The sequence below is a fragment of the Mesorhizobium carmichaelinearum genome, assembly GCF_900199455.1.
GTDB lineage: Bacteria > Pseudomonadota > Alphaproteobacteria > Rhizobiales > Rhizobiaceae > Mesorhizobium > Mesorhizobium carmichaelinearum.
The window spans coordinates 33,070-57,763 of record NZ_FZQR01000023.1 but is presented as its reverse complement, the minus strand read 5'-3'; the positions used below and the strand labels follow the sequence as shown (position 1 = coordinate 57,763).

Genomic DNA, 24,694 nt, shown 5'->3' with positions numbered 1-24,694 from the left:
CGGCAGGGAAGGATGAAACCAAAGTGACATCGATACCGGTTGCCAATCGCGAAGCGGCGCCCTTGCCCGTGGCGGCGCTGATGGGGGCCATGGTGTCGATCCAGATCGGCGCCACCTTCGCCAAGACGCTGTTCCCACAGATCGGCGCGCAGGGCACAACGACGTTGCGGCTGGTCATCGGCGCGCTGATGCTGATCGCGGTGCTGCGGCCCTGGCAGATGCGGCCGACGCGCGCCACCTTGCCGTGGCTGGTCGCCTATGGCGTGACGCTCGGCGCGCTCAACCTGCTGTTCTATGCAGCCCTTGCCAGGATCCCGCTCGGTGTCGCGGTGGCGCTCGAATTTTCCGGGCCGCTGCTGGTGGCGACGCTGACCTCGCGGCGGGCCAGCGATTTTGCCTGGATCGCGCTGGCAGTGGCCGGCATCATCCTGTTGTCGCCCTTCATTCATTCGCTGCAGCCGCTCGATCCGATCGGGGTGATGCTGGCGCTGGCGGCCGGCGGGTTCTGGGCGCTCTACATCGTGCTGGCGCAGAAGGCGGGTGCCGAGCTCGGCACCCGCACCACCGCCTACGGTATGGCGATCGCCGCCGTGCTGGTGCTGCCCTTCGGCGTGGCGCAGGCGGGAACGGGGCTGCTTGCACCGTCGATCCTGGTCAGCGCGCTGCTCGTCGGCCTGTTTTCGAGCGCGCTGCCGTTCTTCCTGGAGATGGTGGCGCTGACCCGCATGCCGGCCCGCATCTACGGCACGCTGACCTGCCTGGAGCCGGGGCTCGGCGCGCTGGCCGGCTTCCTGTTCCTGCATGAGAGCCTGACCCCGCCGCAGCTGGCCGGCATCGCCGCGGTCGTTGTCGCTGCCGCCGGCACCGCGCTGACCTCGAAGCCGCCGGTGCCGTCGCCGGAGTAGGGGGGCGGCGATGCTCGTGCCGAACCGCCCGGCCGGGGGAAGTCCCCGGCCGTAATGCTTTCGACAGATCAATTCTGATCGGGCGGCGCGGCCGGCGCTTCCTGCCATTTGAAACCGACGTACATGCTCTGCGCCACACCGACCAGCAGCAGCAGATTGGTGTCGAAGTTGACGAAGGTGAAGCTCCAGACGACGTTCCAAATGAACAGGATTCCCAGGATGCAAGTCCACGCCACCGCCTGGATACGATGCAGCACGGGTCCTTTGCCATCGCTTAGAATATCCAGAAAGAACGAGTTCGAGGTGCTTGTGTCGTCGTTCCCATCGTTGAGGCCGATGGCCGCCATTCCGGATGTCGCATTGATTCCCAAGAGCACAAGAATGCCGCTGGTGATCAGCCCGAGATAGATGCCCATGGTCAGCCAGATGAACACGAACCCGGCCACTGTCAGGAACATCCAGAAGGCCATTTGCGTGCGGGCGAGGCTGTAGGGGCCTATCGGCCGTTCGATATTGCCAGTCTTGGCCGCCTCATCGGCCTTGGCTTGAGCCGCCTTCAACGTGCTGGCCGCATTGTTGGCGGCAGCCGTTGCGGTGACCACGGCTGTCTGCGCGCTTTCGGATTCGGCGGCAGCCTTTGCCACGGCGTCGGCAGCGGCGGCTTTGGCGGCATCGTCGGCGGCTTTGGCGGCCGCGTCGTTTGCGTTGGCAACACCGGTCTTTGCCGCCGCGGCGGCATCGACGGCGTCCTTCAGCTTTGCTTTTGCGTCCTGATCCGCCGTCTGCGCCGCCGTCAACGCGTCGGTCGCGATCTGCACGTCGTTCTGGGTGCGCTTGTTGTCGCGCAGCATCGTCGTCTGCCTGGCCAGTCCGCAGAAGCTGGCGGTAAAGCACAGAAGCGAAAGGGTGCCGATCGCCAGCGTCAGGAGATCGTAGACCATGACCGTGACCGTCTCGGTCGTCGTATCCGGCAAGGTGGTTGTGCCTCGCGACAGACCAATGGCGAGGGCCTTCTGACCAATTTTGGTCCAGTCCTTGTCCGGCGTCGGGGCACTCAGCAGTTCGCGCCAGAAGGTCGCACCGCTTTTTTCTGCATCGTTGGGGACCTCCAGTCCAAACAGAAGGGCCTGCGGGCCTGACTTGGCTTCGGCCGGAACCGTCAGGTCGGAAGAGGTCTTGCCGTTCAGGAACACCGACAACGTGATCGGTTGCGGCTTGGTGGCGGCAGCAGTGAGCGCCTTCTGCAGAGCCGTGTCGGTTGCTTGTAGCGTGTTCCACGCCCCATCGCGCGCCGATCCGCTTGCGGCTTCGTAACCGGCTTGCGCTTCATCACGCGTTTTGCGCTTCTGGATGATGTCGTCCGCCAGACGCGCCTCGGCGACTTGTGGCACGACACCGCCGACAACGATGCAGATGTGGTGATTTATGACCGTCGACGTCGGCCGGACCGCCAGCAACTGCAAGGCACCATTGGCCATCGCCGCCTTCTGTTCGTCTGTCGGCGTCCCAGGCGTAACCTTGCCGTCTGGCGGTGTCTCAGGCGGAACCTTGTCGTCCGGCGGTGTCTCAGGCACAACCTTGCCGTCAGGCGTAACCAGGCCATTGCAAGTGACTGGGTCGGCCGCGGCAATATGCTCCAGCCATGCGGTCCGTCCCAGGCATAAAATCAGCAGCAAGCTACCAGCGATCGCGAAACATTTGGCCGCAAACCGCGACGTCAATTTGTCCCTGAACCCCGTCAATCCTTCAAGCATGTCCCGTCCCCCCAGTTACAACTCGATGTTTGAAAATCCCCTGTTTCAGGCATGGGTGCTCTCTACGGCTTCCATGGCCCTCGGATTGGCACTATACGCGAGAAATTTTTTCCGGGAAATCAACAGAAGTTGTGTGTCGAGGCTATTTATTTGCAGCAGAGAACTGTTCTCCGACGATTACACATTGACGGAAGTATCTTGTGCGAGTCCGCCCTGCCTTTTTTGAGAATATCGCCCTTCGGTTGTCCGGCTGTTTGTGTGGGACCCGTTCTGGCGGGTAGAAGTCTGGACAGCGCGCTTATAGGCCCAGTTCACGGAGCAGCCGGGAAGCAGCCGACGGACCGGGTCGGCATGTCAGCCTGTTATCAAGCGCGCTGCCGTTCTTCCTGGAGATGGTGGCGCTGACCGGCATGCCGGCCCGCATCTATGGCACGCTGACCTGCCTGGAGCCGAGGTTGGCGCGCTGGCCGGCTTCCTGTTCCTGCACGGGGGCCTGACCTCGCCGCAACTGGCGGGCATCGCCGCCGTCATTGTCGCGGCCGCCGGCGCCGCGCTGACCTCGAAGCCGCCGGTGCCGTCGCCGGAGTAGGGACGGACGCATCGGCCGCACGGCGACGTCAATCTGGCGGTGACCCGGTGGCCTGCTGTCGTCAGAACTTGACGCTGAGGTTTGCCCTGGCGCCGTTATCGACCGTGCCGCCGCCGAATTGCCCGGTATAGGACAGGCCGAGCGTCGCATTGGGCGACATTTTCATGTCGATACCAGCCTCGATGATCGCGCTGTCCTTGGCGATCGGCACGCCGGCGATGGTGAAGGCGTTGCCGCCAGCGAAGGCGAAACTGGAGGTCGGCGTGACATCGCCAAAGGCATGGCGCCAGCCGAGCGTGCCGCGCGCGGTGGCGTCGATGCCGCCCAGCGCGAAGTCGGTCGAGCCCCGCAACCCGAGCGTGGTGAAGGTCGCGTCGGTGGTCGAACCGGCACTGGTCAGTGCGGCAGCGCCACCTGTTTCGGTGAAGCCGTCCGTGTGCACGCTGACATAAGCGAGATTGGCGAAAGGCTCGAACTTGAAGCGGCCCGCTCCGGCCTTGTAGGCGAGTTCGCCAAAGACCTGCGCGGTGCCGGCATCGTAGTCGGCCGACAGCGCATCCGCGAAGCCGTTGAAGGCAACGGAGCGATGTGTCGAGAGGCTGCTCCAGCTATAGGCCGCACCGGTGCGGAAGGCGATGGCGCCCCAGTTGGTGCCGCCATAGAGGCCGAGATGGTAGTTGTCGCTCTTGCCGGAGGAATTACGATCGTCGGCGTTGAAGGAGGAATGGCTGTACCCGCCGAGCAGGCCGACGCGCCAGCCGCCGACCAGCGTGTCGGCGCCGGCCAGCAGGCCGCCTGTCGAGCGGTCGAAGGCGGCGGCGTTGCCGTCGGAATCCGTGTTGCCCCAGGAGCCGAAGGCCTGGCCCCAGACGGCGAAGCGGTCGGTGTCGGCGGCGACCATTTCCGGCCCGCCTTCGCCATAGGCCATGACCGGCAATGCGGCGGCACCAGCATCGCCGAAGGCTGCAGCGATGCGGTTGCTGGCGGCGTCGCGGATGAAGCTCGAGTCCTCCACCAGCATTCCCTTGGCCGAGGCATGGATCTCACCCGACAGTTGGTCGAAGGCGGCGCGTGCCTCGGCGTCGGTGGCCAGGCCGGCGACGGCATTGAACAGTGATCCGGATGCCGGAATGCTGTCGAGCCCTTGGCCGGTCGCGATCTGGTTGGGCGTCAGCCCGGCATCGGCGAAGGTTTGCGTCTTCAACACGTCGAGATAGGCGTTGTTGAAGTCATAGGTATCGATCACCGACAGGAACGCGGTGTTGGTGATTCCTGTCACGTCGGCGAAGTGGCCGGCCAGTCCGAGATCGGCGGTCAGCACCGTATAGTGGGAACCGAACTGCAGGCCGCCCTGTATATTGACCGCCAGCGTCGAGCCGGTGATGTCGGCGGTGCCGGAGGCATGAAGCAGATCCGACTGAGCCCCGCCGATGTCGATGGCGTAGGTCGAGCCGGCCGCCAGCGTCACATTGCCCGAAACCAGGGTGCGGTCGCCGGCGCCGCCGTCCTGCATGGTCAAAAGTCCGGAATTCGACAGGGATTCGAGGCCGCTGAAGGTCGTGGTCTCGAGTGATGCGCCAATGCTGGCGGTGACGAGCGTTGCCGAGGCCGCGTTGATCAAGCTGTCGAAGCCGGCGCCGAACTGGCTGGTGCCGCCGGTCGTCCAGGTGGCGTTGTTGGTCACCTTGTCGACGAAGTCGCCAAGCGTCACCCGGCCAAGCAGCGCGCCGTCATTGGTGAGCGTGGTGGCGCCGCCGGCGGTGTTGATGACCAGCGCCGTGGCCGTCTGAGCGCTGTTGTGCGTCGCGCCGGAAAGAGTGATGCCGATCGCGTGGCCGGCGTTTGATTGTGCGTCGATCGCCGCGAGGGAGCCTTCGACGGTGCCGCTGGTGGTGATGGCGATCGCGCCAACGCCGGTCTGTCGTGCGACGATGGCGGTGTTGCCGGTGGAGGTGACATCGCCGGCGTTGACCGTCACGTCGCCGCCGCTCGACCGCGCGAAGATGCCGTTGCCGTTGGTCGTGGTCACCGGGCCGACCGTGGTCACCTTGGTCGAGCCCGAGCCGAAGTTCTCGGCGTCGATGCCGAACCGCGCATCGATCGATCCGTTGGCGGTCACGTCGATGTTGCCGACGGCCGCAGCGTTGAGGAAGGCGGCCACCATGCCGGCATTGCCGGCCTTGATGTCGCCATTGGCGACCTCGGTGATATTGCCGATCACCGAGTGGCTCTGGACGTCGATGCCATCCTTGCCAGCCGTCAGCGCGGTGACCGCGCCGGTGGTGACGCTGATCTTGCCGCCGGCCGAAGTGTCGCGCACGAAGATGCCTTCGCCGCCGGTCGAGCTGCTGGCGCCCGAGATGTCGACCGTGACCGTGCCCGAGCCGCCATTGAGGATGTTTGCCGCGTCGCCGCTGCCGCCGACGAACCCGCCGGTGCCGGTCACCGAGATGTTCCCCGTGCCGCCGGTGCCGCCAACCAGACTGAGGCCGCGCGTCGCGCCGGTCACCGTGTCGGCGACCGATACGCTCACCGCGCCGTTGCCGGTCGCCTTGATGCCCTCGGCGAGCGTGCCGGTCACCGTGCCATTGGCGGTGACGCTGGTCGCGCCCGTGCCGAAGTTGTGCGCATCGATACCTGTCGTGCCCGAGACGTTGCCTGCGGTCACGTCGACCAGGCCCGTGCCAGCGACCTTGGTCTGCTGGGCGATGATCGCGGTGTTGCCGGTCGAGGTGACATCCCCCGCGATCACGACGGCGGTGCCGCCGGTCGTCAGCGCAAAGATGCCGTTGCCGGTGGTCGCGGTAACGGGACCAACCGTGATGACACTGGTCGAGCCCGAGCCGAAGTTCTCGGCATCGATGCCGAACCGGGCGTCGAGCGACCCGTTGGCGGTCACAGAGATATAGCCGGTCGCCGCAGCGTTGAGGATCGCGGCCACCATGCCGGCGTTGCCCGCCTGGAGATTGCCGTTGGCGACCTCGATGACATTGCCTGTCAACGACTGGCTCTGGACGTCGATCGCGTCCTTGCCCGCCGTCAGCGCGGTGACCGCGCCTGTGGTCACGCTGATGCCGGTGCTGGTCGCCACGTCGCGCACGAAGATGCCTTCGCCGCCGGTCGAGCTGCTGGCGCCCGAGATGTCGACCGTGACCGTGCCCGAGCCGTTGTTCTTGATGTTTGCCGCGTCGCCGGTGCCGCCGACGAACCCGCCGCTGCCGATCACCGAGATGTTCCCCGTGCCGCCGGTCCCGCCAACCAAACTCAGGCCAAGCGTCGCGCCAGTCACCGTCTGGTTCACAGACACGAACACGCCGGCGTTGCCGACAGCCTTGATGCCCTCGGCGGCAGTGCCGGTCACCGTGCCATTGGCGACGATGCCGATGTCGCCCGTACCGAAGTTGTGCGCATCGATGCCCGTCGTGCCCGAGACGTTGCCCGCGGTCACGCCGATCAAGCCGGTACCAGCGACCTTGGTCTGCTGGGCGATGATCGCGGTGTTGCCGGTCGAGGTGACATCGCCCGCGTTCACGATGACATTGCCGCCGGTCGACAGCGCGAAGATGCCGTTGCCGGTGGTCACATTGACCGGGCCGACCGTGGTCACACTGGTCGAGCCCGAGCCGAAGTTCTCGGCATCGATGCCGAAGCGGGCGTCGAGCGATCCGTTGGCGGTCACGTCGATGTTGCCGGTCGCCGCGGCGTTGAGGATCGCGGCCACCATGCCGGCATTGCCGGCCTGGAGGTTGCCGTTGGCAACCTCCGTGATATTGCCGGTCAGCGACTGCGACTGGACGTCGATGGCGTCCTTGCCCGCCGTCAGCGCGGTCACCGCGCCCGTGATGACGCTGATATTGCCGCCGGCCGAGGTGTCGCGCACGAAGATGCCTTCGCCGCCGGTCGAGCTGCTCGCGCCCGAGATGTCGACCGTGACACTGCCCGAGCCGTTGTTCTTGATGTTTGCCGCGTCGCCGGTGCCGCCGACGAACCCGCCGCTGCCGATCACCGAGATGTTCCCCGTGCCGCCGGTCCCGCCAACCAAACTCAGGCCAAGCGTCGCGCCAGTCACCGTCTGGTTCACAGACACGAACACGCCGGCGTTGCCGACAGCCTTGATGCCCTCGGCGGCAGTGCCGGTCACCGTGCCATTGGCGACGATGCCGATGTCGCCCGTACCGAAGTTGTGCGCATCGATGCCCGTCGTGCCCGAGACGTTGCCCGCGGTCACGCCGATCAAGCCGGTACCAGCGACCTTGGTCTGCTGGGCGATGATCGCGGTGTTGCCGGTCGAGGTGACATCGCCCGCGTTCACGATGACATTGCCGCCGGTCGACAGCGCGAAGATGCCGTTGCCGGTGGTCACATTGACCGGGCCGACCGTGGTCACACTGGTCGAGCCCGAGCCGAAGTTCTCGGCATCGATGCCGAAGCGGGCGTCGAGCGATCCGTTGGCGGTCACGTCGATGTTGCCGGTCGCCGCGGCGTTGAGGATCGCGGCCACCATGCCGGCATTGCCCGCCTGGAGGTTGCCGTTGGCAACCTCGACGACATTGCCTGTCAACGACTGGCTCTGGGCGTCGATCGCGTCCTTGCCCGCCGTCAGCGCGGTGACATCGTTGGTGGTCACCGAAATGCCGGTGCTGGTCGCGACGTCGCGGATGACGATGCCTTCGCCTGTCGCCGAAAAGATATTGCCGGAGACGTTGATGCTCACCGAACCGGCGCCGGCCGTTTGCGACACATCGAACGCGTTGCCGGCGCCATGGTTGATGATGTTTCCACCCGTGTAGGTGACCGCGCCGCCGGCCGCCGAGATCGACAGCGCCGCTGTGCCGCCCGCGGTCGGCGTGTTGCCGGTATCGACGCTGATCGTGCCATTGTTGGTGACGGTGACGCCGCCGGTGCCGGTGTTGGTGACCGCAAGGCCATTCCCGCTTATCGTCGTTCCCGCATCGACGGTCACGTCGACCGACACGGGCAACAAGCCCTGATAGGCGCGGTCACTGGGTGCGTTGGCGGGAAATGTCGTGTCGGTGGTGGAGGTCGTGTCGCATTGGACAGTGGTCGCGCCGACGAGACAATCCGCCCAGGCCTGGGCGGGTGCCAGCAGGCTCACGCCCGCAGCCGTGGCGATGCCGATTGCGGATCGCAGCGCAAGCCGACTCGCCTGCGAGCGCAGGTTGTCGCGTAGGTTGAGGTAACTCGTCGGCGCGACGAAAGTCAGCGACGCCTTGCGGCTTCCGAACATATTCTGCTGCATTCAATCCCCCGACGCGACAGTCGTTTGCCCACAGCCGACATGTCATTACGGCCAGGCGTTGTCTTGGGCAGGACCGCACTGGAATTGGACTGGAAAGAGGTGCCGAGCGCATTTCTGCGCACTTGTGGTGAAATTGCATCATCGATCGCCCCAGGCGCTTTGGGCATCGGCTTCTGACGGAGAGGAAACCGGAAATCGCGTCGCCTGGCCGTTGTCGGACGTGCCCAGGTTTATCTGGCGCCCGTTGGCGTATAGCCGAAGCGACGACGGAAGCAGCGATTGAAGTAAGACACATCGCTGAATCCGCTTGTCATGGCGATTTCGCCGACCCGCATCTCGACACTATTCCTCTGCGACAGCATCCTATGGGCGCTCTGCAAGCGCAGTTCGAGAACGCGCTCGGAGAAGCTGATGCCTGTCTCCTGAAGCAAATCCTGGACATAGCGCGCCGACAGGCCGAGTTCCTTTGCGACGCCTTGCGCGGAGATGCCGGGACTGGCGAAATTGTCCGCGATCTTGGCCAGGACTGCCTGCAGCCTGGCTGCCCGCAGGCCCCGCGGGCCGGCCAGTTCGGCAGCCTCGCCCTTCGCGCCTGTCACCAGCCCGATCAGATCGACGATCGTTTCTGTTGCGTGCGATATGAGATCGGGTGAGACAAGGGGGCGGCCGGTTTCAAGCAACTGGCAATACCGTTTGAGAAGATCGAGAGCTTCATTGTCGGCGCCGATCTTCAACGCCAGCCTGTCATCGATCTGCGGGAAGGTCTGTATGAGGGCAGCACGTGGGACCACCACGGTCGTCCACACATTCCAGTCGGCGCCGGCCATTCTCAGCGCTTCCGATTTCAGCGCTTCCGATGCTGTGACCAGGACCGCTTCTCCTGGGCCGACACCATATTCGCGGCCGGCTTGTGCCCCACTCAACACGGTGTCGGTGTTGTTGATCAGCAGGAGATATCCATCATCGTTGTTATCCATTGCTGTCACGGGCGATGTTGCTCGCCTTCCTCGTCGCGTGCCTGATCGTCCCGGACATCTGCTGAAGAACCAGTGATCCGACAGCCGTGGCTTCGATCGCAGCTTCGAAAGGCAGGTCTTCCGATATGCCGTATTCGACCGGCCATCTCCGCGACATGGATATCTTGCCAGAGGGGAAATCGATCGCGTTCGCTGAGATGCGACGGCAAATCAGTCGACGAAAACCCCGTCTCTCGCGACAATCGAAGACCCCGGTAAAGCCCCCACGGCTTCAAAAAAATCGAACGCGATGCTTCCCATTCCCGGAACAACCAGCAACATTAGTCACCTGGTGTTCAGCTTATCAGCTTAACCCCTTAGTCGAGCTCAATCACGCGTGGCGTCACCCGAAAGTATGACGCCGCGAAATCTTGAGCAGCGAGATCGGGGCATGTTAGGGAGAGGGGTGGTGGTGGAAGGGCTGGGGATCGAAGTACTTTCTTCGATTATCGCTGATATATATGATTGTGTTTTGAATCCGGAGGGCTGGTCAGGAGTAATGACCCGTATCACAGAAGCTGTCGATGCGGCATATTCCACAATTGCTCTTGCCAGAACTGCCGATAATCATGGTCGTTTCATGGCCCAGTCGCCTTGGGATCCTGCGCAAATGCGGGTTCTCCAGGAAGACTATGACTTTGATGGAATTCCTGGACTGAAGGCGGCGGTCGTCGGCGACATCGACACGCCCGTTACGACGCTTTCGCTAATGAGTGAAGCCGAGCTCCAGCTGACGTCGTTTTTTCGGAATTGGGCCGGACCGCAGGGATTGCGCGAAGGCTGTATCGTCAAATTCGTTCATACGCCGGACCGAATCGGGCTCCTGGGCTGCACCACGCGGGCCAGCAGGGGGGCAATATCAGTTGAAGAACAGCGTTTCCTGGCCTTGCTCTCGCCGCATCTGCGCCGTGCTTCCCTGATCGGAGATCTGTTCGATCAAACCCGCATTACCGCCAATCTCTATCGCCAGACGCTCGACCATTTCGCTGTGCCTGTTGTTCTTACTGGCGCCGACGGAGCAATCCTCCATGCGAATGCGGCTGCCGATCGGATGTTTTCCGAGCAAGGTCCCATTCTTTCCAGGAAGGGCCGGCTCCAGCCGCAGAATCCAGCGGTGGCCCGCGCCTTGCTGGAAGCGATCGCCAGTGCCGGGCATGCGGATGCCTCGCTTGGCGCCCGCGGCATAGGCCTGCCGATTTCGGCTCCGGGCCAGCCGCCCGCGGTCGCCTATGTGCTGCCGTTGACCGAAGGCACCGCGCGCGCGGCTTTCCGGCCCGCCTGTGCCGCCGTCTTCGTGTCGACCACGACATCCTCCTCGCCACTGCCGGAGGCCGTTCTGACCACGCTGTTCGACCTTACGCCCACGGAGGCGCGGGTCCTGCTGCGCATCGGCAGCGGATTGTCCGGGTCGCAAAGCGCGGTGTCGCTCGGCATCGGCGAAAACACCTTGAAGACCCACCTCAACCGTATCTTCGCCAAAACCGGCACGAGACGCCAAGCCGATCTGGTTAAACTCGTTTCGGACATACGCACGCCGCTGGCGGCTCCCGGATCATAGTGGTGAGCCGGCTGAAGCTGCCAATCTCCCCCGACGAGGGGAGATGCGCGCTCGGCCGTGGTCGCCAATCACCAAACGTCAGCTCCCCCATTGGACTTCGCCCCCATTGGACTTCGCCCCATTGGACTTCGCCAAGACACCACCCATATTGAGTCCATGGAGCTTTGAGCGTGACCTTCGCGCGGGTGGCCCTTCTCGCCGCGGCCTTTGTCGCCGTGGCTGCATTTTCTCCCTTCTCCTCGGCTGGGAGCGAGAGGGTTGCGCTGAGCGTCGCCATTGACGGCGCCATCGGGCCGGCAAGCACCAGGCAGCTCGAGGAAGCGCTTGATGTCGCCGCCAAGCGGGACGCCGAAGTCCTCATCCTGCAACTCGATACGCCCGGCGGGCTGGTCACCTCGATGCGCGAGATGATCGCCGACATCCTGGCTTCGCCGGTGCCTGTCATCGGCTATGTCGCGCCGGCCGGCGGCCATGCGGCGAGTGCCGGCACCTACATCCTCTACGCCACCCATGTCGCGGCAATGGCGCCCGGCACCAATCTGGGTGCTGCGACACCGGTCGAGATCGGCGGGCTGCCGTCGCTTCCGGGCGGCGACAAGGGCGATCAGAAAGACCAGGGCGACCAGAAGAGCCAGGACGGTCGGCCGGCGGGCGACGCGATGATGGCCAAGGTGACCAATGACGCGGTCGCCCTGATCCGCTCGCTCGCCGAACTGCGCGGGCGCAATGGCGACTGGGGCGAGAAGGCGGTGCGCGAGGCGGCGAGCCTGTCGGCCAATGCGGCACTGCAGGAGCATGTCATCGACTTCGTCGCCCACGACACCACCGAGCTGTTGCAACTGGCCGATGGGCGCACCGTCGATGTGGCCGGCAAGAAAGTGGTGCTGGCGACCAAGGGGCTGCCGGTCGAGACGCTGGAGCCCGGCTGGTTCATCCGGCTGCTTGCCGTCATCACCGATCCGAACATCGCGGTCATCCTGATGCTGGTCGGCGTCTATGGCATCGTCTTCGAGTTCACCAGTCCCGGCGCGGTCGCGCCCGGCGTCATCGGCACCATCTGCCTCGTCCTCGGCCTCTATGCGCTCAACCTCTTGCCGATCAACTATACCGGCCTTGCGCTGATGCTGCTCGGCATCGCCTTCCTCGTCATCGAGGCCTTCAACCCCACCGTAGTGCTTGGTCTAAGCGGCGTGGCTGCCTTTCTGTTCGGCGCCGCCATGCTGCTGCGGGCAGAGGGGCCGGGCTTTGCCATGTCCTGGGCCGTCATCGGTCCCGCCGCCGCGCTGACGCTTGGGCTGGCGCTGCTGACCGGCACCTATGTCTGGGCGGCACGCAAGAACCCGCCGCGCGTCGGCGGCGAGGCGATGCGCGGGCTGCCGGCCGAAATCCTCGACTGGCAGGGCGGCGAGGGCCATGTGCTGGCCCTGGGCGAGCGCTGGCGGGCAAAGGCCGACGAACCGATCGCGGCCGGCGACAGCGTCGAGGTCACCGACATCAGCGATCTCGTGCTCACCGTGCGGCGGCGCGATCCGGGAGAGAATGGAGCAAGACAATGAGCATCGGTTACGTGGCCTATCTGCTGCTTGCACTGGTCGTGGTCGTGTTCCTGTCCGCGGCCATCCGTATTCTCAGGGAATATCAGCGCGGCGTGGTTTTCACGCTCGGCCGCTTCACCGGGGTCAAGGGTCCCGGCCTCATCATCCTCGTTCCCTTCGTGCAGCAGATGGTAAAGGTCGACCTGCGGGTGGTGGTGCAGGATGTGCCGCCGCAGGACGTGATTTCGCGCGACAACGTCTCGGTGAAGGTCAACGCCGTGCTTTATTTCCGCATCGTCGACGCCGAGCGGGCGATCATCCAGGTCGAGGATTACATGGCCGCCACCAACCAGCTGGCACAGACCACGCTGCGCTCGGTGCTCGGCAAGCACGAACTCGACGAGATGCTGGCCGAGCGCGACAAGCTCAACAGCGACATCCAGGAGATCCTCGACCAGCGCACCGACGCCTGGGGCATCAAGGTGTCGAATGTCGAGATCAAGCATGTCGACCTGAACGAAAGCATGATCCGCGCCATCGCCAAGCAGGCCGAGGCCGAGCGGCTGCGGCGCGCCAAGGTGATCAATGCCGATGGCGAGCAGCAGGCGGCGGCGAAACTGGTCGAGGCGGGCCGGATGCTGGCGGCCGAACCGCAAGCCATGCAGCTGCGCTATTTCGAGGCCCTGCACGACATCGCCGGCGAGCGCTCGTCCACTGTGGTGTTCCCGCTGCCGGTGGATCTGCTCAGCCAGTTCATGAAGGGGCAGGGTGGGGCGAAGTAAGAAACCAGTCGCAAAATAGCCGCTGTTGCTGGGAATCGTACGGCCGGCAGCTGCGTGGCACGCGGGGGAGAAGCCATGATGAGATTGTCGATCATGGCGGCTCTCGTCCTCGTAGGTTCCGCGGCGCGGGCAGGCGACATCCCCTATGCGCCCTCCGCCGACGTCCCCGACTATGTCGCGACCATGACGGTGCAACCTTCGGGAAATTCAACCGGAGCCCACACGAGGATCGTCACACATCATGACGGCTGGGTCCGTGTGGACGAATTGGGGACTGTCATCTACGGAAATCCGGCAAAGCAAATAACGGTCTCATTCAGCAGGGATTCAAGCTATTCCTCTGTTTCGATAAACCGTGAGACGTCGACATCCCACGAACGAATTCGCGCAGTAACCGAAACCGGCCAGACCGAGACGCATGCCGGCGAGCGATGCGACGTGCGGGAAGTTGTGCGGCGCGATCCAGACAAGCAGGCCCCTCAACTGCAATGGCTGAGTTGCCTGACCGCTGATGGTATCGAGATTGCCACCAGGGTGTTTGCGAACGGCTCGCTGTTTCAATCGACGGCGATTGTCAGACTCGAACGCCGCCCCGTGTCCGCCGAGGAGGTCGAGCTGCCTGCCAGTTTGCTGGACGTTGCCCAATGGCTGCGCTTCGACGATCAGCCACCCCAAGCTGCAACCGCTGTCAAGCGCCCGCCGGATTTTGCCATGCACATGCAATGGCAAGGTGCGGTCAGGGCATTGCGGCGGCACGATCCGTGGACCTACGATGAAATATCGTATCCCGATGGACGGCGAACCCTAAATATCCGCAACGACCAAACGGGGCAGGTGCTATCCTTCAGGGCCGCCAAGGGCGGCGCGTTTGAGCGGCTCTCCATATGCGAGAAATGTCGGCCCGGAGATTCGCTGTCTATTCACCTCGGCCGCAATGTCATCCCGGAGAGCATGGGTCGCACGGACAGTGTTCTCGGCGATGCGTGCGACTGGTTCGACATGGCACCGGGTACGTTTGACATCAACCTTTCGCAATGTCTGACGCAGGACAAAGTCCCGCTAAAAATCGGCAGTGGTGGAGCGTGGGGACCACGCGAGGAATTTGTCGCCGATGAGGTTCAGCGCCGAGACCTCAAGCCCGAAGAGATTCTTCCACCCAGCGATGTTCTGAACCGGTCGAACTGGGATTTTCCAGGATAGGCGGGAGATTGGCGAAAACCGAATGACGGCACTTCATTGCCGCCACGGCGGCTCCGGCGAAAATCGCTTGCTGATCCAGTCGGCGAAGGCGCGGGTCTTGGCGGCTTGTCCCTTGGCTGAGGGCACGACGACATAGACCGCGCCTTCGTCGGCCAGCGTCCACTCCTCCAGCACAGGCACCAGCCGTCCGTCGGCGAGCTCGCGGCCGATCAGCCAGTCGGTGCTCATCATCAGGCCGAGGCCCTGCACGGCGGCCTCGACCAGCACCTCGGCATCGTCGCTGACCAACGGCCCGGAAACCTCGACGCGTGCACGCCGGCCCTCGCGGTCGGTCATCTCCCAGGCCGGAAAGGTTTGGAAGCCGCTGAAGCCCAGGCAGGAATGGTCGAGCAGCGCCTGCGGTGTCTGCGGCCGACCGTTTCGGGCGAGGTAGGCGGGCGCGGCGCAAAGCAGCCGGCGCCGCGTCGCCACCTTGCGTGCCACCAGGCGCGAATCCTCCAGCGCGCCGAGCCGCACGGCGACGTCGAAATTCTCGGCGACCAGATCGGCGAAACGGTTGGAGAATTCTGCCTCGATGCGGATATCGGGAAATTCGGCAAGGAATTGCGGCAGCAGCGGTCCGATCCACATGCGCCCGAACGTGCCGGGCAGCGCCAGCCTGAGCAGGCCGCGCGGGCCCCCATCAGCATGCGCCGACGCGGCGGCCTCGGCCTCGTCGACGGAGGCCAGGATGGCGCGCACGCGCACCAGGAATTCGGCACCCGCTTCGGTCAGCGATACGCTGCGTGTCGTGCGATGGAGCAGCCTGACCCCCAGCCGCTCCTCCAGCGATTGCAGGCGCCGCGACAGGATGGTCGCGTCGCGCCCGACACGCGCTGCAGCCCTGGTGAAGGAGCGCGCCTCGGCGATGGCAGCGAAGGCTGCCATTTCGGCAAGGGCCGCAGGTTCGTGTGATTGCTGCATGTTTCGCAGTGCTCAAATGCAAAATGGAATGATTATCCAGAAATAGCGCAGCAGATAGGTTCACTCAACCATCAATCGTCCCACTGGAGTGAAACCATGAGAGCCATCGAACTGAGCCAACCCAGGCTCGACGCCTTCCGCGCCGCCACCCTCGCCACACCCGAACCGCAGCGCGGCGAGGTGCTGATCCGCCAGCGTGCGGCAAGCCTCAATTTCGTCGATGTCGCGGTGGCGAGCGGCAATTATCCCGGACCGAGCTTTCCGCTGATCCCCGTCGCCGACGGCGCCGGCGAGATCGTCGCGCTGGGCGAGGGCGTTACGGGTTTCGGCACGGGGGATCGTGTCGTCGCCCATGCCAAGCCGCGCTGGATCGGCGGCCGGCCGCGGCCCTACGAGATGACGCAGATGCGCGGCGTCTCGCTGCCTGGGTCGCTGGCCGAATATGTCGCGTTGCCGGCCAATTCGGTCGTGCCGGTCCCGGCGCATCTCTCCTTCGAGGCGGCATCGACGCTGCCGATCGCCGGCACCACGGCATGGAACGCCATCCGCGCCGCCAATGTCGGGCCGGGCTCGGTCGTCGTGCTGCTCGGCACCGGCGGCGTCTCGATCTTCACCCTGCAGCTTGCCAAGGCAGCCGGCGCCACCGTCATCATCACCTCTTCGTCGGACGAGAAGCTGGAGCGGGCGAAGGCGCTCGGCGCCGATCATCTCATCAACTACCGCGCGACATCAGACTGGGACGGCAAGGTGCTGGAACTGACCGGCGGGCTTGGCGCCGACCTCGTCGTCGAAACCGGCGGCACCGCCACCTTCGCCCGCGCCATCAACGCCACCGCACCCGGGGGCACATTGTTCACCATCGGTTTCGTCACCGGCGCCGAGGCCACGGTCAACCTGCTGCCGATCATCATCAAGGCGCTGAAGGTGATTGGCAACAACACCGGGTCAGTGTCCGATCTTCGCGACGCCGCCCGCGCCGTCGGTGCAGCCGGGATCGAACCGGTCGTCGACAAGGTATTTTCACCTGATGATGCGGCCGAAGCCTACGCCCACATGGCCGCCGGCGGCCTGCACTTCGGCAAGCTGGTGTTCGGGTTGGAGTGGTAGGGAGCGGTAAGGCGAGCCGTCGAAGCTGCTATCTCCCTCCTTGCGGGGGGAGATAGCCGCCAGACCAGAGGAGATGGGCTTCCAGGATCTCCAAGGCAGGATTCTCAAGAAAAAATTACCAGAACGGCTGGAAAGGGGACTCGATTCCACTTGAGCTCAGTAGTAGCGTGACGGCCGGGCTAGAACAAAAATAAAACGATTGGGAGCGTCATCACATAGTTCGTTGATGACTTTGCAAGTGCCTGCGATCTTGGCTGGCTGCGCAGATGATGCTTACCCAATCCAAACCCGGCAGACATGACTGATCGCGAGAGCGTCGACGCCTGATTGAATCGGGACTGCCGCTTGTTGTTCGCGGCTGTATTTCGATGGTCCTTCGGCAAGATCCGATACGGACGCACCGACCTTTCAAATGAAATTACTTTGGAGTTCCGGAGAATAGACTGAATTCAGATCGGCGGGTGGGAAAATGGCCAATATCTTGGATGACGTGACAGCGGACGATGTCTCTCCCGCTGCCAATGGCACGATCGGCGACGGGGAAACTGCCCCGATGGAGGCTGAGCCGGCGGCGCCGCCAAGCCCGGCGCCGGCGACAGGCGATGTCTATGTGACGATCGCGCGCGGCGGTCTCAATCTGCGAGCGGGTCCTGGCACGGAGTTTGCGGTTATCGGCAATCTTGCGCTGGGGACACGCGTCCACCTTCTGAAGCGGGAAGGGATGTGGGGACAGGTGGACCAAAACGGCGACGGCGCCGCGGACGGCCATGTGTTGCTGTCCTATCTTCGACCCGAGCAGGCGGATGGAAGCCCCTCGCAACCGGCGCAACCATCATCGCCGTCAAGCGGCTTCATTACGCTGGACAAGGTTCTTCTACAGACGATCATGGACCGTTGTGGCGGTATCCGGATCAAATCGCGGCTCGATCTGAATGTCGTTTCGGACGCGCTCAACCGGGCGATGCTGCTTGCCGACGCCGATACGCGTCTGCGGGAGGTCGCCTTCCTGTCGCAGGCCGTCATCGAGACCGACTATTTCAGGACATTCGAGGAGTATGGCAAGGGGCAAGGGAAGCCGTACGGGCGCTATTACGGCCGCGGTATGCACCAGCTTACCTGGGAGGGAACCTATGCCTCGTGCAGCACCGCGGTTTTCGGCGACAACCGCCTTGTGGCCGATCCGGATTTGATCATCAAGGACATAGGCACGAACATCCAGGCGACCGCCTGGTACTGGAGAGACTATAAGCCGTTCAATGCCCTGGCCGATGCCAGGAATATCGATGAGATCATCAGGCGCCTCTATGGCGGAACGATCAGCAGCCCCGATCCGAAGGTCAGACAGTCCGTGATTCTGCGGCGCAGTTTCTACACGACGATCAAGTCGATCCTCGACAGCCAGTAGCTTGAGGCGGTCGTGAACGATAATGTCGCGCCGTCCCCTCCGGCTGTCGCGAACGGTGCCGCACCAGCCGACAAACCCAAGGGCCTGCCTGTAGGCTGAGTGCGGTCCGGCACCGCGATGATGCCGGACAGAGAGACCGCTCCGTCGATTGCCGGTACTAACCTAGATCAGCTTCTCTAGCGTGATCGGCAAATCCCGTACGCGCTTGCCTGTCGCATGGAACACAGCGTTGGCAATCGCGGGTGCCACACCGACGATCGCCAGTTCGCCAACGCCCTTGCCGCCGAGCACCGAGGAGTGCAGGTCGGGGATGCCCACCGAGATCACATCGATGTCGGGAATGTCGGCATTGGTCGGCACGAGATAATCGGCGAGGTTGTTGTTGACGATGCGGCCGTGGCGGCGGTCCATGATGCCTTCCTCGAGCAGCGCCTGGCCGATGCCCATGATGATGCCGCCCTTCCACTGGCTTTCGGCGAGTTTCGGGTTGTAGAGCCGGCCGGAATCCAGCGCCGACACCACACGCGACACGCGCACCGTGCCGAAATCTTCGTCGACGCGCACCTCGATAAAATGCGCGCACCAGGAGTGGCGGGAATAGTCGCCCTCGGTGTGCGGCAGCGCCATGGCGATGGTGGTGTAGTTCTTGTAGCGGTCCTCGGCGGTCGAATTGGCCGGCATGGTGTCGCCGGTCGCCTCGATGCAGTCGCGGCCGACGCTCTTGAGCAGTTCGGCGATCGTGACATCGGGGCCATCGCCGCGCGGCGAGCCGATGCGGCCATTGGCAACGACCAGAGTGTTCGCCTGCAGCGCATGGAAGGGCGAGCGCGGATCGCTGATCGCCAAGCCCACCAGCTGGTCGAGCGCCGAGGTCGCCGCCTTGTAGACGGCACCCGTCATCACGCCCGCCAGCCGCGAGCCGCCGGTGACGCCGGCGCGGGGGAAGCGGGAGTCGCCCAGTTTCACCACGACGTTGTCGGCCGGCACGCCGACCGTCTCGGCGGCGGTCTGCGCCAGGATGGTGTAGGTGCCCTGGCCCATGTCGATCGAGGAGCTTTCGACCTCGACCGAGCCGTCGGCCAGGATGCGCACGATCGCCTCGCCATAGGCGCGCCGCACCGGATAGGTGCCGGCGGCGACGCCCCAGCCGATCAGCTGGTTGCCGTCGCGCATCGAGCGCGGTTTGGGCGAGCGCCTGGCCCAGCCGAAACGCTCGGCGCCTGCGGCAAAAGCCTCGCGCAACTGTCTGGTCGACCAGGCTTTTTTCGCGTGCGGGTCCTGCTCGGCATAGTTTCTGAGCCGGATCTCCAGCGGATCGATGCCGACCTCGTAGGCGAGTTCGTCGATCGCGCTTTCGATGCCGAAGGCTGAGGGGTTTTCGCCCGGCGCGCGCATGGCGCCCGGCACGACGGAATTGACGCGCACGACATTCTGCTTGGAGGAGAAATTCGGCGTCGCATACATGATCGAGGTGACCGAACCCAGCGGCTCGACCCACATGCCGTCGATGGATGTTTCGTTGACGCCGCGATGCACGATCGACTGGATGACGCCGTCATGGTCGGCGCCGATCGTCACCGTCTGCCTGGTCGCGGCGCGGCCGCCATAGCCGGTAAAGGTCTGCGGTCGCGTCATCACCAGCTTCACCGGCCGGCCCAGCATTTTGGCGGCACTCGCGGCCACCGCGCCATGGCTGAGCGCCAGCGCCTTGGAGCCGAAGCCGCCGCCGATATAGGGCGAGACCAGCCGCACATTCTCAAACGGCACTTCGAACCATTCGGCATAGGTGCGGGCCATGCCGTCCAGCCACTGGCTCGGCTCCCAGACGGTCAGCTGATCGCCTTCCCAGCGGGCGATCAGGCCATGCGGCTCCATCGGCGCCTGATATTCGCGCGGCGTGTTGTAGGCGGCGCAGATGCGCACCGGCGCGGCGGCGAAGGCGGCGGGTGCATCGCCCCACTCCTTGGTCATGGCATCGATCGGAATGCCGTCGCCGGCCTTGCCGTCGCTGAGATCGACGATTGCAGGCGTCTCGTCATAGCTGACCTTGACGAGTGCCGCGGCAGTGACCGCCTGCTCGAAGGTTTCGGCGACAACTGCGGCGACGTGTTGGCCGGAGAAGGTGATGTCGCGCGCCAGCGGGCAATAGGGCTTGTCCGGTGGCGGCGTGCCGAACCAGTCGGATGCGGTTCTGAGGCTGATGATGGTGTCCGGTGTCAGCACCTTGAGCACGCCCGGTGCCGCCTCGGCCTGCGCGGTGTCGATCGCGCGCACCTTGCCGGATGCGATCGTGCTCTCGACCAGCACGGCATAGGCGAGGCCTTCGAGCTGTTGCTCGACGGCGTATTTGGCGGCACCGGTGATCTTGGCCGGGCCGTCGACGCGCGACAGCCGGCCGCCGACGGCCTCCGCCAGTGCGCCGTCTGACGCGTCACCATGTCTGATGTTGTGAACGGTCATGCCGTCTCTCCCAATTTGAGGATGGCGCGCGCGACAACGCGCGGCGCGAGCTCGATCTTGTAGTGGTTGGCGCCATGGTCGACGGCGCCTTCGACGGCAAGCAGACTGGCGGCACGGATGGTTTCCGGCTCCAGGACCTTGCCCTTCAGCGCGTCTTCGACGGCGCGGGCACGCCACGGTTTGGTGGCGACGCCGCCGAGCGCGACGCGCAGGTCGCGGATGGTGCGGCCATCGGCCTCGAATTCGATGCCGACGGCCGCACTTGCCGCGGCAAACTCATAAGATTGCCGGTCGCGGATTTTCAGGTAGGTCGAGCGGCGGGCAGCGGCGGATGAGGGGATTTCGATGGCAGTGATCATCTCACCCGGCTTGATCGCGTGTTCCCTGTCGGGCGTGGTGCCGGGCAGCAGGAAAAAGTCATCCACCAGAAGCCTACGTTCGCCGAGATGGACTGTCGCGTCGAAGGCTACCAAAGCGGTGGCGAGGTCGCCGGGATACATGGCGATACAGGCCTCGCTGGTGCCGAGAACGGCATGACCCCTGGTGACACCGCCGATCGCCGAACAGCCAGAGCCGGGTTCCCGCTTGTTGCAGGCGGAAAAATTCGCGGGATCGCGGAAATAGGGGCAGCGCGTGCGCTGCATCAGATTGCCGCCGATGGTCGCCATGTTGCGGATTTGCGCCGAAGCCGCCTGCCACAGTGCTTCGGAGATGGCGGGGAAGCGGCTCTTGATGTCGGCATGGTCGGCGACATGGCCCATCTTGGCGAGCGCGCCGATGGTGGCGCCGCGCTCGTTCACGTCGATCCGGTCGAGCCCCTTGAGATGGGTGATGTCGACCAGCGTGTCGGGCTCGGCGACGCCGCATTTGGCGAGGTCGATCAGCGTCGTGCCGCCGGCAAGCAGCATGGCGCCGGGCAGGGCGGCTGCCTGGCGTGCGGCGTCGACCGAGCCGGCGCGTAGGTATGAAAAATCCCTCATGATGCGACCTCCAGGGCTGCCTGGCGGACAGCGGCGACAATGTGCGGATAGGCGCCGCAGCGGCAGAGATTGCCGGCCATGTATTCGCGGATTTCTTCGTCGGAGCCGGCATGGCCCTCACGGATGCAGGCCACCGCCGACATGATCTGGCCCGGCGTGCAATAGCCGCACTGGAAGGCGTCCTGTTCGAGGAAGGCAGCCTGCACGGGATGCAGTTCGCCCTCCCGTGCAAGTCCCTCAATGGTGGTGATGGTGCGGCCTTCGGCTTGCGCCGCCAGCGTCAGGCAAGCCAGCACGCGCTCGCCGTCGACATGCACGGTGCAGGCACCGCACTGGCCATGGTCGCAGCCCTTCTTGGTGCCGGTCAGGCCGAGCCGCTCGCGCAAGGCATCGAGCAGCGTGACGCGCGGCTCCAGCTGCAATTCGTGATGCTGGCCGTTGATATCGAGATGGACGGGGATTTTTGTCATGGGCGTCTGGCTCCAGTTGCTTGACGCTGAGGGGAAGGAATGGCGAGGCGAAGGCCAATCTCCCCCCTCGAGGGGGAGATGTCGCCGAAGGCGACAGAGGGGGTCGGTTCGACCGGGCGCGACCTCCTGCGGCGGATGGAGGTTAGCGCTCTACGCGCGGCGACCCCCTCTGGCCTGCCGGCCATCTCCCCCTCAAGGGGGGAGATAACGCTCTTCGAGGCCTTCGCCAGCCTCCAGTGACCTTGCAGGTTCGAATTGCGTGACATACGGGGTTCCCTGCCTATATGATGAAAGCACTCCACTTAAAACGGAGGCGCCTCCGTTTATTACGTGGGGGCTGGCCCGGCCGGGTTCAAGTCCCCATATTTCGTCCGTGGAGAAAAAATTGGCCGAAGCCGTCATTGCTGAACAGAAGGCCGCAGAGGAAAAACCGCTGCGCGCGGATGCCCAGCGCAACCGCGACCGGCTGGTCGAGGTGGCAGCGACGGTGTTTGCCGAGCGCGGCATCGATGCCTCGCTGGAGGAGATCGCGCGGCGCGCCGGTGTCGGCATCGGCACGCTCTACCGGCATTTCCCGACGCGCGAGCATCTGGTCGAGGTGGTCTACCGTCGCGAGGTCGAGGCGCTGTGTTCTGCTGCCGGCGAGCTTGCGGCAAAGCATCCGTCCGATGTCGCCTTGGAAGAGTGGATGCGGCGCTTCGTCGACTATATCGCCACCAAACGCGGCCTGGCGACCAGCCTGCGCATCCTCCTCACCACCAATTCAACGCTGTTTTCCGACACGTCGGGCAGGGTGTCGCAGGCCTTGCGGCAATTGGTCGAGGCGGCGGTAGCCGACGGCACCATCCGCGGTGATGTCGACGCCTCCGACGTGCTGCACGCGCTGTCGGGCATCTATTCAGCGCCCGACACCCCGGAATGGCGCGACCGCTCGCGGCGGCTGGTCAAGCTGTTGATGGATGGGTTGCGGTTCGGGGCGGGGAAATAGCCGGTGGATGACAGGCTGTCGCCGGCCTCTTTATGGCTAAAGCCTCCGAGAGCGTTCCAATGACGATCGTCGTCAGTATCGATCGGGTCGCTCTTCACGGGTTCAAAGCGAAACTTTGATCACACCCACGAAGGTTCGCCTGCCGTCCCTGATCCTACCATTCGAATCGAGTTTGTAGGTTGTTCGGGTGACGGCCTGTTTGACGTTGCCGCCAATGACATCAGCCTCACCTGGTCGTATTGCAACGACAATATCGCAATGGCTGCAGAAGCTATCCGCGGTTTTCTCGCGAATTTTCCTAAGTTCCGTCTTCGCGTCAGCGAAATTGGATGGTGGCGTCCTGCAGCTTTCGCCGCTTCGGCTTGCCCACAACAGGTCGCCAATCGCAAGCGTCGTTGCGGCCGGATCCTCAAGGGATAGTCCAGCGAATTTTCCGGAGTCGATTTTCGACACATAGATCGAATGATTGTCTTGATATGGAAACCGCTTCTTGGCGCCGGCTTGCTTGAAACAGTAACAGATGAACGCTCCCGACCATGCTGGAGCATCCCTGCCGTCGAGATCGATGCCGATCGACTGCCAGTACTCCCCGACATAGGTCCAAAATGGATGCTTGGCTTCCATGCGGGGGTCCGTGAACCCGATTAAGGTTCCGTCGATCTTTTCCACCGGTCCGCCCCAGCGCGTCCATTCGCGCCGCGCCACTGCTGTCAGGTCATCAACGAATGTCATTCTTGCCCCCTCAGACAAAGTTGCCGGCCGAGCGAGACCATTTCTTCTGCTGAAGTCCGGCCCGGCGAGTCACGAGGGCTGCTTTCAAGTTCTTAACGCGCTCAGGCTCCCCATGTCCGCCGACTTCGAGCAATGCTTCAAACGGCTTCTTGGCGAGAAGCGCTGCCTGCAATTCATCAAACCCTGCGCGGCCCTGGTGCCTCACATCCATCACCACGCAACAGATGTCGGCACCTCTGCCGTCGAGTCCCAGTCTTTTGTCGGCTTCCTTCACCAGCCTGCTCGCAGTGTTGATCATGTGCTGAACCTGCAGAAGCCGCGCTTCCGGATGGCTGCCAGTCCAATGAATGAGCTTGGCCGCGGCTATAACCTCGGCGTCTTCGACATCATCAAGTGTTGGATTGAAGTAAAGTTGCAGAGGTTCTGTAGACCCCGCGTCCTCCATGGGAATGATCTTGGTATCCTCAACCTTCACGATGCGTCCACCGCGCACCTCAAGATTGGGAAAATAGTCCACCACCTCCGGACGTTGCAGCATATCTCGGAACCAGCGTATGAAATCACCATCAGGAACGTGAGCCGCAAATTGTCCGAACCCGAACGTAAATCTCGCTCGATCATATGTATTGAGAGAGATGAAGCTCTGCCCTTCGCAAATCGCCGTTGGCTCGATGAAATCACACCAGAACGGATAGACGGTCTGATAGTCGGAGGCTACGTAAAGTTGCTTCCGTGCTTCGTCCGAACCGAAGAATCCGCCATCGTTTGAAAGGCCAAATCGCTCGACTCCTGTCTTTTTGTTCCGATAGGAGACTTTTGAGCCGATTGCAAAAGCGGATGCGTTATCCGGTCTGGCGGAGTAATGCTTTCCGTCGCGCACTACATCAAAATGAATGGCCACGAGCTATCCCCCCGGATTAGTCTTAGACCGATATTGATTTGATCATAAGAGACTGGATTACGTTCTGCAAGAAATTCGGTGGTGATCTT

Annotated in this window: 17 protein-coding genes; 8 read left to right on the top strand and 9 right to left on the bottom strand. The window is 63.8% G+C overall.

The genetic code is table 11. The features are described 5' to 3' along the window. Positions 1-23 precede the first annotated feature (23 nt). Entirely contained in the window at positions 24-905 is an 882-nt protein-coding gene (locus CKW40_RS33155) for an EamA family transporter (protein ID WP_095203947.1), read from the top strand. A gap of 68 nt (positions 906-973) precedes the next feature. Here the strand turns inward: CKW40_RS33155 and CKW40_RS33150 are convergent, their stop codons facing one another. The 3 genes from CKW40_RS33150 to CKW40_RS33135 form a co-directional block, all read right to left on the bottom strand. Beyond that, a complete protein-coding gene (locus CKW40_RS33150; RefSeq protein ID WP_095203946.1) occupies positions 974-2,659 on the bottom strand; it encodes a hypothetical protein in 1,686 nt (561 codons plus the stop codon). A gap of 650 nt (positions 2,660-3,309) precedes the next feature. Then, positions 3,310-8,508 carry an autotransporter outer membrane beta-barrel domain-containing protein gene (locus CKW40_RS44815; protein ID WP_244571384.1) on the bottom strand — a complete coding sequence of 1,733 codons (5,199 nt, stop codon included), beginning with the start codon at positions 8,506-8,508 and terminating at the stop codon, positions 3,310-3,312. Between the two features lie 230 nt (positions 8,509-8,738). Further along, complete coding sequence (locus tag CKW40_RS33135) at positions 8,739-9,485, bottom strand: AraC family transcriptional regulator (RefSeq protein ID WP_244571383.1); 747 nt, start codon at positions 9,483-9,485, stop codon at positions 8,739-8,741. A 448-nt stretch (positions 9,486-9,933) separates the two neighbouring features. On the opposite strand from CKW40_RS33135, the gene CKW40_RS33130 reads away from it, so the two are divergent. From CKW40_RS33130 to CKW40_RS33115, 4 genes are all read left to right on the top strand, one after another. Then, on the top strand, positions 9,934-11,082 hold the full coding sequence (locus tag CKW40_RS33130; protein WP_244571382.1) for a helix-turn-helix transcriptional regulator: 1,149 nt from the start codon (positions 9,934-9,936) through the stop codon (positions 11,080-11,082). A 170-nt stretch (positions 11,083-11,252) separates the two neighbouring features. Continuing rightward, on the top strand, positions 11,253-12,638 hold the full coding sequence (locus CKW40_RS33125; RefSeq protein ID WP_095203945.1) for an NfeD family protein: 1,386 nt from the start codon (positions 11,253-11,255) through the stop codon (positions 12,636-12,638). Continuing rightward, complete coding sequence (locus CKW40_RS33120) at positions 12,635-13,399, top strand: slipin family protein (RefSeq protein WP_095203944.1); 765 nt, start codon at positions 12,635-12,637, stop codon at positions 13,397-13,399. The genes CKW40_RS33125 and CKW40_RS33120 overlap by 4 nt, the downstream gene beginning before the upstream one ends. A gap of 75 nt (positions 13,400-13,474) precedes the next feature. Beyond that, positions 13,475-14,599 (top strand): hypothetical protein, encoded by a 1,125-nt coding sequence (locus CKW40_RS33115; protein WP_095203943.1) that lies wholly within the window; start codon positions 13,475-13,477, stop codon positions 14,597-14,599. A 33-nt stretch (positions 14,600-14,632) separates the two neighbouring features. On the opposite strand, the gene CKW40_RS33110 is transcribed toward CKW40_RS33115, so the two are convergent. Further along, entirely contained in the window at positions 14,633-15,562 is a 930-nt protein-coding gene (locus CKW40_RS33110) for a LysR family transcriptional regulator (protein ID WP_095203942.1), read from the bottom strand. Positions 15,563-15,658: 96 nt separating this feature from the next. Between CKW40_RS33110 and CKW40_RS33105 the strand changes: the two genes are divergently transcribed. After that, positions 15,659-16,669 carry a zinc-dependent alcohol dehydrogenase family protein gene (locus CKW40_RS33105; protein WP_095203941.1) on the top strand — a complete coding sequence of 337 codons (1,011 nt, stop codon included), beginning with the start codon at positions 15,659-15,661 and terminating at the stop codon, positions 16,667-16,669. Positions 16,670-17,138: 469 nt separating this feature from the next. After that, positions 17,139-18,074 carry an SH3 domain-containing protein gene (locus CKW40_RS33100; RefSeq protein WP_095203940.1) on the top strand — a complete coding sequence of 312 codons (936 nt, stop codon included), beginning with the start codon at positions 17,139-17,141 and terminating at the stop codon, positions 18,072-18,074. A gap of 162 nt (positions 18,075-18,236) precedes the next feature. Here CKW40_RS33100 and CKW40_RS33095 read toward each other — a convergent pair whose 3' ends face one another. Genes CKW40_RS33095 through CKW40_RS33085 form a run of 3 tightly spaced genes read right to left on the bottom strand, consistent with a single transcriptional unit; the run spans position 18,237 to position 21,984 of the window. Beyond that, complete coding sequence (locus CKW40_RS33095; RefSeq protein WP_095203939.1) at positions 18,237-20,534, bottom strand: xanthine dehydrogenase family protein molybdopterin-binding subunit; 2,298 nt, start codon at positions 20,532-20,534, stop codon at positions 18,237-18,239. Then, on the bottom strand, positions 20,531-21,514 hold the full coding sequence (locus CKW40_RS33090; protein WP_095203938.1) for an FAD binding domain-containing protein: 984 nt from the start codon (positions 21,512-21,514) through the stop codon (positions 20,531-20,533). The genes CKW40_RS33095 and CKW40_RS33090 overlap by 4 nt, the downstream gene beginning before the upstream one ends. Next, entirely contained in the window at positions 21,511-21,984 is a 474-nt protein-coding gene (locus tag CKW40_RS33085) for a (2Fe-2S)-binding protein (RefSeq protein ID WP_095203937.1), read from the bottom strand. Before CKW40_RS33085 ends, CKW40_RS33090 begins: the two co-directional genes overlap by 4 nt. A gap of 373 nt (positions 21,985-22,357) precedes the next feature. Here CKW40_RS33085 and CKW40_RS33075 point away from each other — a divergent pair, with 373 nt between their 5' ends. Then, complete coding sequence (locus CKW40_RS33075) at positions 22,358-22,972, top strand: TetR/AcrR family transcriptional regulator (RefSeq protein WP_179298205.1); 615 nt, start codon at positions 22,358-22,360, stop codon at positions 22,970-22,972. A gap of 102 nt (positions 22,973-23,074) precedes the next feature. Here CKW40_RS33075 and CKW40_RS33070 read toward each other — a convergent pair whose 3' ends face one another. Then, the gene (locus CKW40_RS33070) at positions 23,075-23,704 is read right to left on the bottom strand and encodes a DUF2272 domain-containing protein (RefSeq protein WP_095203935.1); all 630 of its coding nucleotides are present in this window, start codon (positions 23,702-23,704) and stop codon (positions 23,075-23,077) included. A gap of 10 nt (positions 23,705-23,714) precedes the next feature. Next, entirely contained in the window at positions 23,715-24,605 is an 891-nt protein-coding gene (locus CKW40_RS43260; protein WP_143748416.1) for a hypothetical protein, read from the bottom strand. Positions 24,606-24,694 lie beyond the last annotated feature (89 nt).

Bases quoted from the DNA above. Each gene is read 5' to 3' on its own strand.
- CKW40_RS33150 (WP_095203946.1), bottom strand. From the start codon at position 2,659: ATGCTTGAAGGATTGACGGGGTTCAGGGACAAATTGACGTCGCGGTTT.
- CKW40_RS44815 (WP_244571384.1), bottom strand. From the start codon at position 8,508: ATGCAGCAGAATATGTTCGGAAGCCGCAAGGCGTCGCTGACTTTCGTC.
- CKW40_RS33135 (WP_244571383.1), bottom strand. From the start codon at position 9,485: ATGGATAACAACGATGATGGATATCTCCTGCTGATCAACAACACCGAC.
- CKW40_RS33120 (WP_095203944.1), top strand. From the start codon at position 12,635: ATGAGCATCGGTTACGTGGCCTATCTGCTGCTTGCACTGGTCGTGGTC.
- CKW40_RS33115 (WP_095203943.1), top strand. From the start codon at position 13,475: ATGATGAGATTGTCGATCATGGCGGCTCTCGTCCTCGTAGGTTCCGCG.
- CKW40_RS33110 (WP_095203942.1), bottom strand. From the start codon at position 15,562: ATGCAGCAATCACACGAACCTGCGGCCCTTGCCGAAATGGCAGCCTTC.
- CKW40_RS33105 (WP_095203941.1), top strand. From the start codon at position 15,659: ATGAGAGCCATCGAACTGAGCCAACCCAGGCTCGACGCCTTCCGCGCC.
- CKW40_RS33100 (WP_095203940.1), top strand. From the start codon at position 17,139: ATGGCCAATATCTTGGATGACGTGACAGCGGACGATGTCTCTCCCGCT.
- CKW40_RS33095 (WP_095203939.1), bottom strand. From the start codon at position 20,534: ATGACCGTTCACAACATCAGACATGGTGACGCGTCAGACGGCGCACTG.
- CKW40_RS33090 (WP_095203938.1), bottom strand. From the start codon at position 21,514: ATGAGGGATTTTTCATACCTACGCGCCGGCTCGGTCGACGCCGCACGC.
- CKW40_RS33085 (WP_095203937.1), bottom strand. From the start codon at position 21,984: ATGACAAAAATCCCCGTCCATCTCGATATCAACGGCCAGCATCACGAA.
- CKW40_RS33070 (WP_095203935.1), bottom strand. From the start codon at position 23,704: ATGACATTCGTTGATGACCTGACAGCAGTGGCGCGGCGCGAATGGACG.